This window comes from Pseudomonas sp. PAMC 25886 (genome assembly GCF_000242655.1).
Taxonomy (GTDB): Bacteria; Pseudomonadota; Gammaproteobacteria; order Pseudomonadales; family Pseudomonadaceae; genus Aquipseudomonas.
Window position 1 is genome coordinate 1 of the sequence record NZ_AHHC01000034.1, and the last position, 14,239, is coordinate 14,239.

General features: G+C 62.5%; 13 protein-coding genes. 3 read left to right on the forward strand and 10 right to left on the reverse strand.

What is annotated here, in order from left to right; all coding sequences use genetic code 11:
* Together MUM_RS0110895 and MUM_RS0110900 are read right to left on the reverse strand one after the other, a co-directional pair.
* The coding region (locus tag MUM_RS0110895; RefSeq protein WP_010169749.1) for a LysR family transcriptional regulator at nt 1–835 on the reverse strand (835 nt) is incomplete at its 3' end.
* A 161-nt stretch (nt 836–996) separates the two neighbouring features.
* On the reverse strand, nt 997–1,872 hold the full coding sequence (locus MUM_RS0110900) for a LysR family transcriptional regulator (protein WP_010169750.1): 876 nt from the start codon (nt 1,870–1,872) through the stop codon (nt 997–999).
* Between the two features lie 132 nt (nt 1,873–2,004).
* Here MUM_RS0110900 and ampC point away from each other — a divergent pair, with 132 nt between their 5' ends.
* Entirely contained in the window at nt 2,005–3,156 is a 1,152-nt protein-coding gene (ampC, locus tag MUM_RS0110905) for a class C beta-lactamase (RefSeq protein WP_029615847.1), read from the forward strand.
* Between the two features lie 46 nt (nt 3,157–3,202).
* On the opposite strand, the gene dctM is transcribed toward ampC, so the two are convergent.
* The 8 genes from dctM to MUM_RS0110945 all read right to left on the reverse strand — a co-directional run bounded on the left by dctM (nt 3,203) and on the right by MUM_RS0110945 (nt 11,936).
* Nucleotides 3,203–4,483 carry a C4-dicarboxylate TRAP transporter large permease protein DctM gene (gene dctM / locus MUM_RS0110910; RefSeq protein ID WP_010169752.1) on the reverse strand — a complete coding sequence of 427 codons (1,281 nt, stop codon included), beginning with the start codon at nt 4,481–4,483 and terminating at the stop codon, nt 3,203–3,205.
* Nucleotides 4,483–5,115, reverse strand: coding sequence for a TRAP transporter small permease (locus tag MUM_RS0110915; protein ID WP_010169753.1), 633 nt, complete (start codon nt 5,113–5,115; stop codon nt 4,483–4,485). The genes dctM and MUM_RS0110915 overlap by 1 nt, the downstream gene beginning before the upstream one ends.
* Before the next feature lie 174 nt (nt 5,116–5,289).
* Entirely contained in the window at nt 5,290–6,273 is a 984-nt protein-coding gene (locus tag MUM_RS0110920) for a TRAP transporter substrate-binding protein (RefSeq protein WP_010169754.1), read from the reverse strand.
* Between the two features lie 253 nt (nt 6,274–6,526).
* Nucleotides 6,527–7,342 (reverse strand): HpcH/HpaI aldolase/citrate lyase family protein, encoded by an 816-nt coding sequence (locus MUM_RS0110925; RefSeq protein WP_010169755.1) that lies wholly within the window; start codon nt 7,340–7,342, stop codon nt 6,527–6,529.
* A 14-nt stretch (nt 7,343–7,356) separates the two neighbouring features.
* Nucleotides 7,357–8,553 carry a CaiB/BaiF CoA transferase family protein gene (locus MUM_RS0110930; protein ID WP_010169756.1) on the reverse strand — a complete coding sequence of 399 codons (1,197 nt, stop codon included), beginning with the start codon at nt 8,551–8,553 and terminating at the stop codon, nt 7,357–7,359.
* Between the two features lie 9 nt (nt 8,554–8,562).
* Nucleotides 8,563–9,912: an MmgE/PrpD family protein gene (locus MUM_RS0110935; RefSeq protein ID WP_010169757.1), complete on the reverse strand. Its 1,350-nt coding sequence runs from the start codon at nt 9,910–9,912 to the stop codon at nt 8,563–8,565.
* 10 nt (nt 9,913–9,922) lie between these two features.
* Nucleotides 9,923–11,086, reverse strand: coding sequence for an acyl-CoA dehydrogenase family protein (locus MUM_RS0110940; RefSeq protein WP_010169758.1), 1,164 nt, complete (start codon nt 11,084–11,086; stop codon nt 9,923–9,925).
* A 31-nt stretch (nt 11,087–11,117) separates the two neighbouring features.
* A complete protein-coding gene (locus tag MUM_RS0110945; RefSeq protein WP_010169759.1) occupies nt 11,118–11,936 on the reverse strand; it encodes an FAS1-like dehydratase domain-containing protein in 819 nt (272 codons plus the stop codon).
* 263 nt (nt 11,937–12,199) lie between these two features.
* Between MUM_RS0110945 and MUM_RS0110950 the strand changes: the two genes are divergently transcribed.
* Together MUM_RS0110950 and MUM_RS0110955 are read left to right on the forward strand one after the other, a co-directional pair.
* A complete protein-coding gene (locus tag MUM_RS0110950) occupies nt 12,200–13,111 on the forward strand; it encodes a LysR family transcriptional regulator (protein WP_010169760.1) in 912 nt (303 codons plus the stop codon).
* Nucleotides 13,112–13,145: 34 nt separating this feature from the next.
* Complete coding sequence (locus tag MUM_RS0110955) at nt 13,146–13,631, forward strand: GFA family protein (RefSeq protein WP_010169761.1); 486 nt, start codon at nt 13,146–13,148, stop codon at nt 13,629–13,631.
* The last annotated feature ends 608 nt before the right edge of the window (nt 13,632–14,239 follow it).

The window sequence follows — 14,239 nt, forward strand, 5'->3', positions numbered from 1 at the left end:
TCGGGTGTGGCGGCAAGGCCACAGCCACTTCACACATCGGCATATCGCTGATCACCGGGAATGCCAGGCCAGGGCGCGCATAGAAGCGTGCAGTGGACAGCGCGGTGATGCTGATCCCGCGCTCGGACGCTACTGCCTGCAACTCGGTTTCCACCGTCGAGGCTTCATGGACGATCCGTGCCGGCTGACCGTCGCGGTAAGCGTCGGCGGTCCAGAAACTGCGCCACACGCCGGCACCCGGTGCGGCAATGATCGGCTCCTGCAGTACATCGTAGATGCTCACGCTGCTCTGCCCGGCCAACCGGTGGCTGGACGCCAGGCACGCCACGCACGGTTCGGTCACCAGGGTGTGCAACTCGATATCGGCCAGTCCCAGTGGCGGGCGCAGCACCGAGACGTCCATGCCTTCGTCGATCCCGGCATGGGGCGAGCCGAAGTCATACTCGCGCACCACCAGCTCGATCTCCGGGTAGCGCCTGGCAAACACACTGAGGATCTGGGGCATCAGGTCCACGCCGGCGCCGATCAGGAAACCGATGTTCAACGAGCCACGCACCCCGCGTGCATGCTCCTGGGCGGTGCGCACCAGACGGGTCACGCCATTGACGATTTCCCGGGCCTCTACCAGCAATGCCTGGCCGGCTTCGGTCAGCGTAACGTTGCGGGTATTGCGCAGGAACAACTGCACATCCAGCAGCGCTTCAAACTGGCGGATGGTCTGGGACAGCGCCGGTTGCGAGACATGCAGGCGAGTAGCCGCGCGCACAAAGCTGAGCTCCTCGGCGACTACCACGAAGGCCTTGAGTTGACGGATGTCCACGCCGGAAGTTTGCATTGCAGCCTCATATGATCAGTCGGCAGACCGAGTGGGAGAATAACCTGTGGCGAGGGAGCTTGCTCCCGCTGGGTTGCGTAGCAGCCCTGAAATATGGGAGCGCTGCGCGCTCCAGCGGGAGCAAGCTCCCTCGCCACAGGGGTAGCGCCGGTTCGCTGGACCTAGTTCGCAGCCACTTCGCGCAACCACGCCTTGAATGCCGCCATCGCCGGTGTCTCGGCCCGCGACTGCAACCGGGTCAGCCAATAGCTGCCGGTGGTGATGCCCACCTCGAACGGCTGGCGAATCACATCCGTCGCCAGTTGGCGGCTGAACATCATCGCCGGGGCCAACGCCACACCGGCACCTTGCAGCGCGGCTTCCATCATTGCCAGGGACGAGTCAAACACAATGCTGCGCGGCACCAGCGTGTCAGCCGGCAGCCCGGCGGCCTGGAACCACTGGGTCCATTCATCAGCACGGTAAGAACGCAGCAATGTGTGTTTCAACAGGTCTGCCGGGGCCTGCAATTGGCGGGCAATCTGTGGCACACACAGCACCGTCAGGGGCGCTTCCAGCAACTGGCACGCCTCGGTGCCGTGCCACGCGCCCGCGCCAAAGCGGATCGCGTAATCCAGGCCTTCAGCAGCCACGTCAACGCGGTTGTTGTTGGTGGACAGCCGCAAGTCGATAAACGGGTAGCGCGCCTGGAAATCCGCAAGCCTGGGCAACAACCAACCCACGGCAAAGGTGCCCACCGCGCCCACCGTCAACACTTCGCGGTAATGCCCGGCTTCAAACTGGCCTAAGGTTTGAGAGATCCGGTCAAAGGATTCCCGCAGCACCGGCAGCAAGGTTTCGCCTTCGCTGGTGAGCATCAGGCCGCGAGGCAAGCGTTTGAACAGCGTGACATTGAGCTGGGCCTCCAGGCTTTTCACCTGGTGACTGACCGCCGCCTGGGTGACGCACAACTCGATGGCCGCCCGAGTAAAACTCAAATGCCGCGCGGAGGCTTCGAAGGCCCGCAGCGCGTTGAGGGGCAAATGGGAGCGGAGCATGGCTTGACCTTAAATTTTCTAATGGCTGCTGCGAGATATCATCGTTTGTCGAAGTCGTACAATCTGCCTAAATTTGCGGCGCCCGCGCAGGTATTGATCATCAACACATCACTTTATGGAAGCCGGATCATCATGCACGAACGATCTTCAACAACAGCAAGAGTCAGCATACTCGCCTTATTGCTCGGCGCGGGCAACTGCATGGCGGCCACAGACCTGCGCCAGGTCGTGGACAGCACCATCGAACCCCTGATGCAGCAGCAGGACATTGCCGGCCTGTCGGTCGCGGTGATCCAGGACGGCAAGGCGCAATACTTTAACTACGGCGTCGCCAACAAGGACGGCAAACAACCGGTCACCGAAAACACCCTGTTTGAAATCGGCTCGGTGAGCAAGACCTTCACCGCCACCCTCGCCGGCTACGCGCTGGCCAACGGCAAGCTGAAACTCTCGGACCCGGCCAGCCAGTACCTGCCGGCGCTGCGGGGCGACACGTTTGACCACATCAGCCTGCTCAATCTCGGCACCTACACCGCCGGTGGCTTGCCGCTGCAATTCCCGGATGAGTCCGATAACGCCAGCAAGATGATCAGCTACTACCAGCGCTGGAAGCCGGATTTCGCCCCCGGCACCCAACGCCTGTATTCCAACCCGAGCATCGGCCTGTTCGGCCACCTCGCCGCCCAAAGCCTGGGCCAGCCGTTTGACCGGCTGATGGAGCACACCCTGCTGCCGAAACTCGGCCTCAAGCACACCTTCATCACCGTGCCCAAGGCGCAAATGAACCTGTACGCCCAGGGTTACGACAAGGCCGGCAAACCGGTGCGTGTCGGTCCTGGCGCCCTGGACGCCGAGGCCTACGGCATCAAGACCAGCACCTCGGACCTGATTCAGTACGTTGAAGTGAACATGCACCCGGCGAAGCTGGAAAAGCCGTTGCAACAGGCAATTGCCGCGACCCACACCGGCTATTACACGGTTGATGGCATGACCCAGGGCCTCGGCTGGGAGATGTACCCCTACCCGATCACGCTGGACGCCCTGACTGCAGGCAACTCGGCGCAAATGGCCTTCCAGCCCCACAAGGTCAGCTGGTTGACACCACCGCAAGCGCCCCATGCCGACACGCTGGTGAACAAGACTGGCGCCACCGGTGGCTTTGGCGCCTACGTGGCGTACGTGCCGAGCAAAGGCCTCGGGGTGGTGATCCTGGCGAACAAGAACTACCCGAACGCCGAACGGGTGAAAGCGGCCCATGCGATCCTGAGTGCGATGGATAAATAAGCAAAAAAATGGGAGCCCAAGGCTCCCATTTTGTTTTCGGTGTGGCTTACATCCCCAGCCAGTGCGGCAAGGCCAGCGAGATGAACGGCAGGTAGGTGACCATGATCAGGAACACCAGCAGGATCATCAGCCACGGCAACGCCGCGCGGATGGTCTGCCCCAGGGTCAGCCCGGTCACTGCCGAGGTCACAAACAGGTTCAACCCCACCGGTGGATGCACCAGGCCAATCTCCATGTTGACCACCATCACGATCCCCAGGTGAATCGGGTCGATCCCCAGCTTCATCGCGATCGGGAAGAAGATCGGTGCCAGGATCAATACGATCGCCGACGGCTCCATAAAGCTGCCCGCCACCAGCAGCACCACGTTGACCATGATCAGGAAGCCAATCGGCGTCAGGCCTTCAGAGATCACCCACGCAGTGATTTCCTGGGGGATTTGTTCAGTGGTCAGCACGTGGGCAAAGAGCATGGCGTTGGCGATGATAAACATCAGCATGATCGCCAGGCGCCCCGACTCCAGCAGGACTTTGGGGCAGTCCTTGATCTTCATGTCCTTGTAGACGAACAGCGCGACAAACGCCGAATACACCGCCGCCACCGCCGCCGCTTCAGTCGGCGTAAACATGCCGCTGTAGATGCCGCCCAGGATGATCACCAACAGCAGCAAGCCCCAGAATGCCCGGCGGGCGCAGGTCAGCCACTCGCGGAAGGTCGCCCGAGGCTGAGCCGGCAGCTTCTTGATGCGCGCGACGATGTAGATCGCGACCATCAGCATCAAGCCCAGCAGCAGGCCCGGAATCACCCCGGCCATGAACAGCTTGCCCACCGATGTTTCGGTGGCCGCCGAATACACCACCATCACAATCGATGGCGGAATCAGGATGCCCAGGGTACCGGCGTTGCAGATGATCCCGGCGCCGAATTCCTTCGGGTAGCCCGAGCGCACCATGCCCGCCACGGCAATCGAACCCACCGCGGCCACCGTCGCAGGCGATGACCCCGACAGCGCGGCAAACAGCATGCAGGCCAACACGGCGGCAATCGCCAGGCCGCCCCGGATGTGCCCGACGCAGGCGTTGGCAAAGTCGATCAGCCGTTGCGCCACGCCGCCGGTGGTCATGAATGCACCCGACAACAGGAAGAACGGAATCGCCAGGAAGGTGTAGGCGTCCGAGGTTTCAAACAGTTTGATCGCCAGCGAACTCACCGAGTCCGGGCTGAACATCAGGATCGACACCGCGCCCGACAAACCCAGGGAAATCGCGATGGGCACGCCGAGGAACATGAACACGAACAGCAGCAAAAACAGACACAGAACGGCCATCAGTGACGCTCCTCATGGCTGCCGGCCAACTTGCTGGCTTCACCGGCTTCGTCGGCCAGGCCCAGCCCGGTTTGGCGGTGAGTGAAGATGCGGTAGAAGATTTCGAGGTAGCGGATGAACACCAGCGCAAAGCCAATCGGCACGATCACCACAATGTCGCTGACATCGATGCCGAACTTGTCGAGGTCTTCGGCGCCGATGTGCGCGGTCGTCACTGCCGTCAGCCACTTGTAGCTGGCGACCATGAACAGCCCGGCGTAGGCCAGGCAGCACAGGCAGGCCAGCATGCCCAGCACGCGCTGCACCCGGCGTGGCGTCAGCTTGACCAGCGCATCCACCCCCAGGTGGCCGGCGGTACGTACGCCGTAGGAGATACCGAAGAAAATCAGCCAGCCGAACATGGCCTTGGTCAGCGCCACGCTCCAGGTCATGTCCTGGGCCCAGCCCATGGTGTGGTCACCCAGGGCGTTAAAGAATCCGCTGCTCCACGCCCATTTATCGGCGAGGGAAAAGAACAGCGTGTAGATGTTGTTGAGCATGACGTAGACAAAAGTCACCAGGGTCATGGCGGCCAGCAGGATGGCGATAAAGCCTTCCTCCAGGTGCTCCCAGACGCGCCTTAGCGTTTGCATGGCAAAACCTCGCGAAACTGGACGGGGATATTCACGACAAGTCACTGACGAAACCGGATCAATGTGGGAGCTGGCTTGCCTGCGATGCGCGCGACTCGGTCTTTCAGGAACACCGAGGTGACGCCATCGCGGGCAAGCCAGCTCCCACAGGAGTCGGTTTTTTTCAGCAATCGATTACTGGTTCGACGCGTCCGCCGCCTTGATCAGGTCGGCACCGATTTCACCTTCGAACTTCTGCCATACCGGGCGCATGGCTTCGCGCCAGAGCTGGCGTTGCTCGGGCGTCAGTTCGATGATTTCGCTGGTCTTGGCGTCGATGATCTTCTGCTTGGCCGACTGGTTCAGCGCTTCGGCCTGTTTGTTCACCTCGACGGTGACTTCCACCATGATCTGGTCCAGGGTGGTGCGCACGTCCGGCGGCAGGCCGTTCCAGAACTTGGCGTTGGTGATCACCATGTAGTCGATCAGGCCATGGTTGGACTCGGTGAAGTACTTCTGCACTTCGTTGACCTTCTGGCTTTCATAGTTCGACCAGGTGTTCTCGGTACCATTGACGGTGCCGGTCTGCAAGCCCTGGTACACCTCGGCAAAGCTCATCTTGCGCGGGTTGGCGCGGATCGCCTTGAACTGTTCTTCGAGCACGCTGGAAGCCTGCACGCGGAACTTCAGGCCACGGGCATCCTTGGGTTCATGCAGGGCCTTGTTCGATGACAGTTGCTTGAGGCCGTTGTGCCAATAGGCCAGGCCGAGGATGTTCTTGTCTTGCATCGAGGTCAGCAGCGCCTTGCCCTGGGCGGCCTGGAAGCGGTCGACCGCCGCCAGGTCGTTGAACAGGAACGGCAGGTCGTAGATCTGTACTTGCTTGGTGTATTGCTCAAACTTGGCCAGGGACGGCGCCAGCATCTGCACGTCCCCCAGCAGCAGCGCTTCCATTTCCTTGCCGTCGCCGAACAGCGAGGAGTTGGGGTACACCTCGACTTTTACCCGGCCAGGCAGGCGTTCTTCAGCGAGCTTCTTGAACAGCAACGCGCCCTGGCCTTTCGGGGTGTTCTCAGCGACAACGTGGGCGAACTTGATCACGATGGGGTCGGCCGCCTGGGCCAGGCCCGCGGCAAACAAGGTGGCGGCGCAGAGCAGCGCCCGAGAAAGCTTGAGCATGGAAAATCACCTTCTTATTGTTGTGTGATGAGGGCAAGGTGCCTGATGTCACGCGTATAGAGAATTTCGAATTTTAGATACCTGCGTTCGGCGTGGACGAACGCCGACCTGGCTGACAACCGAGATCAACTGTAGGAGCTGGCTTGTGTGGGAGCTGGCTTGCCTGCGATGCAGGCACCTCGGTGCTTCAGACAAACCGAGTTGATCCCATCGCGGGCAAGCCCGGCTCCCACACAAGCCCGCTCCCACATGTTTACGGTTGCGCGGCCAATAATCTTTGGGCCCGCAACAACACCGGCGCATCGACCATTTGCCCGTCCAGTTGATAGGCCCCTGCCCCATGGGCACCGGCTTCCACCACCCGTTTCGCCCACGCCAGATCCTCGGCGCTGGGGGCCAACGCCTGATGAATCACCGCCACCTGCTTGGGATGGATACACAGCGCGCCGGCAAAGCCCATTTCATAGGCATGCCGAATCGAGCGGCGCAGGCCTTCGGGGTCGTCGATGGCCGGGTGCACACCGTCCAGCGGCGCCACCAGCCCGGCGGCGCGGGAATGCACGATCAAGGCCAGGCGCGCCTGGTCCAGGGCAAATTGAGCGGCCGGGGAGTTGCTGCTCAGGTTCAGGTCCAGCGCCAGGTCCAGGCCGCCGAATGACAGGCGTTCCACCGACGGCGCATGGGCGATTTCCGCCACCGCCAGCAAGCCACGTGCACTCTCGATGATCGGCCAGATCGCCTTGCCCGTGGCGGCCACCACGGCCACCTGGGCCGCGCTTTCAACCTTGGGCAGCAACACCCCCGCGACCCCGGCATGGGCCTGACAGAACGCCACATCGGCAAAATGCTCAGGATGCTCAGGCGCGTTGATCCGCACCCACACCCGCGCCGCCGGCGTCGCCTGCAAAAACACCCCGAGGTTGTCCCGGGCTTGACGCTTGAGCGGCTCTTCCACCGCGTCTTCAAAATCCACAATCACCGCATCGGCGCCACTGGCCAGGGCCTTGGCAAACCGTTCCGGTCGGCTGCCGGGTACAAACAGCGCAGAGCGCACAAGAGAGGTTGGCATCGTTCAATTCCTTATCAGATAACGCCGCGTGCACGCAGGCTGTCGATGGCGTCAGCGGAATAACCCAACTGGCCGAGAACGCCCTGGCTGTGCTGTCCCAGCCCCGGCACCGCGTCCATCCTTGGGGTAAACGCGGCATTGCGCGCCGGTGGCAGCAACGACGGCAACTTGCCCGCCGGGCTGTCGACTTCGCGCCAGCTGTCCCGGGCCTTGAGCTGCGGGTGATCCCACACGCCTTGCATATCGTTGACCCGGGCGCTGGCGATTTGCGCGTCTTCCAGGCGCTGGATCACGCCTTCGGCGCTCATTTGCGCGAAGCTGTCGACGATGATCTGGCGCAGCACGTCGCGATTTTCCGAACGCTTGAAGTTGGCCGAGAAACGCTCGTCAGTGGCCAACCCAGGCATGAGCAGCACCTTGTCGCAGAACGCCGCCCATTCGCGTTCGTTCTGCAACCCGAGCATCACCGTGCCGCCGTCGCCGGTAGGAAATGGTCCGTACGGGTAGATCGTCGAATGCGCCGCGCCCGCTCGCGGTGGCTGGGGTGCGCCGTCGAAGGCGTAGTACATCGGGTAGCCCATCCACTCCACCAGGCTTTCCAGCATGCTGACGTCGATGCGGCTGCCCTGCCCGGTCTTGCCCCGCAGCAGCAACGCCGAGAGGATGCCGCTGTAGGCATACATCCCGGCAGAAATGTCGGCGATCGAACAGCCGGCCTTGGCCATCTGGTCCTCGCCCGGGCCACCGGTCACAGAGAGGAAGCCGCCTTCGCTCTGGATCAGCAGGTCGTAGGCCTTTTTCTTCTCATACGGCCCGCCCTCCCCATAGCCGGAGATGTCGCACACGATCAGCCGCGGGAAGCGTTCATGCAGCGCCTCGAATGACAGCCCCATGCGCGCCGCAGCACCCGGTGCAAGGTTCTGCACCAGCACGTCGGCGTCGGCCAGCAGGGTTTCCAGGATGTCCCCGGCTTCATCGTGCTTCAGGTCCAGGGTCAGGCTTTCCTTGGAGCGGTTGGTCCACACGAAATGCGAGGCCAGCCCGCGCACGCGCTCGTCGTAGCCACGGGCAAAGTCACCGGCGCCCGGGCGTTCGATCTTGATCACACGGGCCCCAAGGTCGGCCAACTGGCGGGTACAGAACGGCGCGGCAATCGCGTGTTCCAGGCTGACGACGGTGATGCCGTCCAGCGGTCGTTGATTAGCAGTCATGACGATTCCTTAAAGCCAGTGAGCGAGGGACACGGCGTTGCGCAGGTCCCAGACTTTTTCGATCAGCCCGGCGGTTTGCGCGGGCGTGCGGGCGCCGCTGAATTGGGTCAGGCGCTGGAACTTATCGGCCAGTTCTGCACGGTTCAGGGTGTTGCCGGGGTCGCCCTTGGGTTCGTCGATGGCGCCGTGCAAGGTCCGGCCATCGGCCGTGGTCACGATCACCCGGCCCAGCCAGCGTTGGGGATAGGCACCGTCGACCTCGGCGTCGAGGGTCATGCTGACCTTGTCGCGAAACGCCGACACAGCCCCGTCGTTAAGCGCCAACTCGTGAAACTCAGTCAGCCCGGCCTTGCCATGCACGGCAATCAGACCCAGCACGGTGCCCATGGAGAACTTGGCCTGATGCACGGTCTGCGGCAGCGTTACCCGGCCCAGCACGTCGATGGCGCCCTGGTGAACCCGGGTTTCCACGTGGGTGATGTGGTGATGGCTGAGGCCTTCACGCTGCATCAGGTCCAGCAACGCATCGGCGGCCGGATGGGTGTGGCGGCACGAGGCGTGGAACTTGAACGAGGTTTCCAGCAGCGCCCAGCGGCTGCCGAGGCGATCCGACAGTTTGCTCGGGTCCGCGTCGGTGGACATGCCGGCGGCCATGCCCTGGTCGCCTTCCAGGATATTGCGCGCACCGGTCAGCCCGTCCGCCGTCAAATAGGCGGCCAGCAAACCATCGGCCGCCGCCTTGGCGGTGTGCAATTGCTTGGAGTCGGCGGCATCCCGCAGGAACTCCCACAAACCGGCCGCCTGAGTGCCGGCACTGCCCAGCAGGTTAATGAATTGCTCTTGGTTGAAATCCAGCAGCTTGCCCACCGCGACAGCCGCCGCGAGGGTGCCGACGGTGGCCGTGGTGTGAAAGATCCGGTAGTGAGAACGGCCCATGAATTCGCCGATGCGAATCCCGGCTTCGTAACCGGCCACCGACGCCAGCAGCAGTTCGCGGCCGGACTTGCCGAGGTCTTGCGCTGCCGCGAATGCCGCCGGAAACACCACCGTCGCCGGGTGCAAGACCGAGCTGTTGTGCAGGTCATCCTGCTCCACCAGGTGCGACGACGCGCCGTTCACCAGCGCAGCGAAATAGGCGCTGCTGTTGCCGCCGTTGACGATCACCTGCGCCGGGCCATTGGCCGGGCCCATCGTGCGCGCATAACGCTCGAACAACGGGATCGGATGGGCGCCCTTGCTGGCCAGCGCCGAGGCGAGCCAGTCGAGGAACAGGTCTTCAGTGCGGGCGAGCACCTCGTCCGGCAATTGTTCGTACGTCAGCTCGGCGAGGAACCGGCACAGCGCTTGGGTATGGCTCATGGTCGGCGCCTCAGAAGCTGCGTGGCAGTTCGAGCAAATGCTCGGCCACGTAGGACAGGATCAGGTTGGTGGAGATCGGCGCGACCTGGTACAGGCGGGTCTCGCGGAACTTGCGCTCCACGTCGTATTCGCAGGCAAACCCGAAGCCGCCGTGGGTTTGCAGGCAGGCGTTGGCGGCCTCCCAGGACGCCTTGGCCGCCAGGTACTTGGCCATGTTCGCACTGGCCCCGGCATTGGCGCCGCTGTCATATTCCTCACAGGCACGCCAGCGCATCAGGTCGGCGGCTTCGATCTCGATATGCGCTTCGGCAATCGGGAACTGCACGCCCTGGTTCTGCCCGATGGGCCGGCCAAACACCACGCGGTCGCGGGCATAGGCGCTGGCTTTCTCGATAAACCAGCGACCGTCACCAATGCACTCGGCGGCGATCAGGGTGCGTTCGGCATTCAGCCCGTCGAGGATGTAGCGGAAGCCCTTGCCCTCCTCGCCAATCAGGCTGTCGAGGGGTAACTCCAGGTTGTCGAAGAACAACTCATTGGTCTCGTGATTGACCATATTGGCGATGGGCTGCACGGTCAGGCCGTTGCCGATGGCTTCCCGCAGGTCGACCAGGAAGATCGACATGCCTTCGGATTTTTTCTTCACCTCGGCCAGCGGCGTGGTGCGGGCCAGCAGGATCATCAGGTCGGAATGCTGCACCCGCGAGATCCACACCTTCTGGCCGTTGATCACGTACTTGTCGCCACGCTTGACCGCAGTGGTCTTGATCTTGGTGGTGTCGGTGCCGGTGGTGGGCTCGGTCACGGCCATCGATTGCAGGCGCAGTTCGCCGTTGGCGAGCTTGGGCAGGTAGAAGCTTTTCTGCGCTTCGCTGCCGTGACGCAGCAAGGTGAACATGTTGTACATCTGGCCGTGGACGGTGCCGGAGTTGCCGCCGCAGCGGTTCACTTCTTCCAGAATCACCGAGGCTTCCGCCAGCCCGAGGCCGGAGCCGCCGTAGGCTTCCGGGATCATTGCCGACAGCCAGCCGGCGTCGGTCAGGGCCTTGACGAAGGCTTCGGGGAAGCCTTTTTCTTCGTCAATCCTGCGCCAGTAAGCAGCGTCGAATTCGGCGCACAGGGCGCGCACGCCTTCGCGGATGGCATTCAGTTCTTCGTTGTCATTCGGGTTCATTAACGGCTCTCCGCCTGTTGTTCTTGGAGGTTTATTCGAAATGCAGTTCGGCGCGCTGGGCCAAGCCGTCAGCGTTGCCCGCCCAGAGTTCAGCCACACCAGGCCCGGTGATGCGCCCGCCGACGTCAAAGGGTTGCGGGGCAATCAATGGGCGCACGCCGCGATACGAAAAACGGCGCAACGTGGCCTCGGGGTTTGCGCGGCAAAAGGCGCGCAGACTCAGGGTGGCGATCAGCGGCCCGTGCACCACCAGCCCCGAATACCCTTCGGTGCCGGTGACATAGGGGTAGTCGTAATGGATGCGGTGGCCGTTGAAGGTCACGGCGCTGTAGCGAAACAACAGGGTCGGCGTCGGGTCGACCGCTTCGCGCCAGGCGCCTTCGGGCAGCACATCACCACTGCCCTGCTTGGGCGGCGTGGGTTCGCGGTAGACGATGTCCTGTTCTTCGCGCAGGGCCAGGCGGCCGTCCTGGGAATAGTCGTGGCGCACGGTGACGAACAGCAACGAACCGGTGCGGCCGGTTTTTTCTTCCACCTGGGTGATGGTCGACACCCGGGTGGCGGACTCACCCGCCCGCAATGCATGGAAGAACTCGATACGCCCACCGGCCCACATGCGATTGCGGTTATCGGCCGGCGGCAGGAAGCCGCCACGGGCTGGATGGCCGTCACCGCCCAGGGCGGACTCGGGCAGCGGGTCTTGGAAAAAACACCATTGCCACAGGGGTGGCACCGCCTCGCCGTCCGCCGGCACTGCTTCGCCAAAGGTGGCGGCGATGCGTTTGAGCAGGTTGTGGCTCAAGTGGTCGTGGGCTGTTTCGCTACGGCCGATCCAGTCTGTGGCGCTCATCAGGTACATGTCCTCGGGCAGGGAATCTGAACCGGATCATGCTGGGCCGTGGCCGTTCTGAGAATTTGCATTTCAATAAAGCAGCGTTCGGCTATGCTGAACGCCATCGCCCATAAAAAGATCTCAAGAACCCGGATGATCAATGTGGGAGCGGGCTTGCCTGCGATAGCGCCCTGTCAGTCAACACTGCTTTGGTTGGCCCACCGCTATCGCAGGCAAGCCAGCTCCCACATGGGTTCTTCGTCGCTGCCCCGGAGCCTTCCATGCACTTTGATCTGGCGGACTTACGCCTGTTTATCCATATCGCCGAATCCCCCAGCCTGACCCAGGGTGCCAAGCGCGCGTTCCTCTCGCCCGCCGCCGCCAGCGCGCGGATCAAGGCCCTGGAAGGCCAACTCGACACCCGCCTGCTTTACCGCGACAGCCGTGGCGTGGAAATCACCCCGGCGGGTGAACGCCTGCTGCACCACGCGCGGTTGATCATGCGCCAGGTGGATTACCTGAAAAGCGAGTTCACCCAATACGGCATCGATTCGGCCGGGCACATCCGCATCTTCGCCAACACCACGGCGGTGACCGAGTTTCTCCCGGAAGTGCTGGCAGGCTTCCTGTCCCAGCGGCCCGGCGTGACCGTGGACCTGCAGGAGCGGTTGTCCCGTGACATCGTGCGCGGCGTGCTCGACGGCACCAGCGACATGGGCATCATCGCCGGCCCGGTGGAGGCGTCGGGCTTGCAGGTGTTGCATTTCAGCACCGACCACCTGGTGCTCACGGTGCCGGTGGGGCATCCCCTGGCGGCCCTGCCTTCGGTGACGCTGGAGCAGACCCTGACCTATCAGCATATCGGCTTGCATGACGGCAGCACGTTGCTGAGTTTCCTGCGGGAGCACGTGGAACGGCTGGGCAAACATTTGTCGTTGCGCATCCAGATGTCGAGCTTCGAGGCGATCTGCCGGATGGTCGAGGCTGGCGTTGGGATCGGCATCATTCCCGAGTCGGCGGCGGTGCGGCACAGTCGGACCATGCAGTTGGTGACGGTCAGGCTGGATGAGGTCTGGGCCGTGCGCGAGCGCAGCATCCTGGTGCGGGAGCTGGAGGCGTTGCCGGGGACCATTCGTGCGTTGATCGCGACCTTGATGCCGGAGATGGAACCGCCTCGGCTGCCGGGCGCCTAAGCTAACGTTCATCTTTTGCGAAGGAGATCAGGTCATGCAGCTTGAAGGTTCCTGCCATTGCGGCGCGGTTACGTTCAGTCTTGAGAGTGCGCATCCGTATCCCTATCAGCGGTGTTACTGCTCGATTTGTCGCAAGACCCAGGGGGGTGGCGGGTATGCGATCAACCTTGGGGGCGACGCTAAAAGCTTGAAGGTGCGGGGGCGCAAGTTGATTTCGATTTATCACGCGCGGATGAAGGGACCGGGGGATAGCCGGGCGCATGCGAGCACGGCCGAGCGGCATTTTTGTTCGCAGTGTGGGTCGGGGTTGTGGTTGTTCAGTCCGGAGTGGCCGGAGTTGATTCATCCGTTTGCTTCGGCGATTGATACGCCATTGCCGGTGCCGCCGGAGCATACGCATTTGATGCTGGGGTCGAAGGCGCCCTGGGTTGAGGTGAGTGTTCGGCCGGGGGATTTGCGGTTTGATGAGTATCCGAAGGAGTCGATTGCCGAGTGGCATGAGCGGTTGGGGCTGGGTTGATTGATTGAGTGAATATCCGTTATTTGGGTGATGGCTGATATGGGTTCCGCTCTTACAGCGGCTCACTTTTGAACAGCGCAAAAGTAAGCAAAACGCTCTTGCCCCACCACTCGGCACCTCGCTAAGGCTCGGTGTGCCCTCACTCCGGTACTACTCCGCGGGCCGCCGCGACGGGGCGTCCCTGCCCCGTCGCGGCTAAACCGGCGTCCTGCCGGTTTACCCGCTCCGTACTACCTGCGTTCGGCCAGCGTGGTTTAACGGGGCGCCTAAGATCAAGATCAAAAGCAGATCAACAGCACAGCGGCCTACCGGCCGGCTTGAGTGGTGTGAAGCAAAGGCAAAAAAAAATCAAAAGCGAGCACGGTCAAATGTGGGAGCTGGCTTGCCTGCGATAGCATCAACTGGGTGTACCTGAAAAACCGAGGTGTCTGCATCGCAGGCAAGCCAGCTCCCACAGAAAAGCAGAGCTGCATCAGTTTCAGATTTCGTTTTCGCTTTGGCTTTTGCTGTGGCTTCTACCACTCAAGCCGGCCTGTAGGCCGCTGTGCTCTTGCTTTTGATCTTGATCTGGCTCTGACTGCCCCAATAAGCCCGAGGCCGAACGCAGG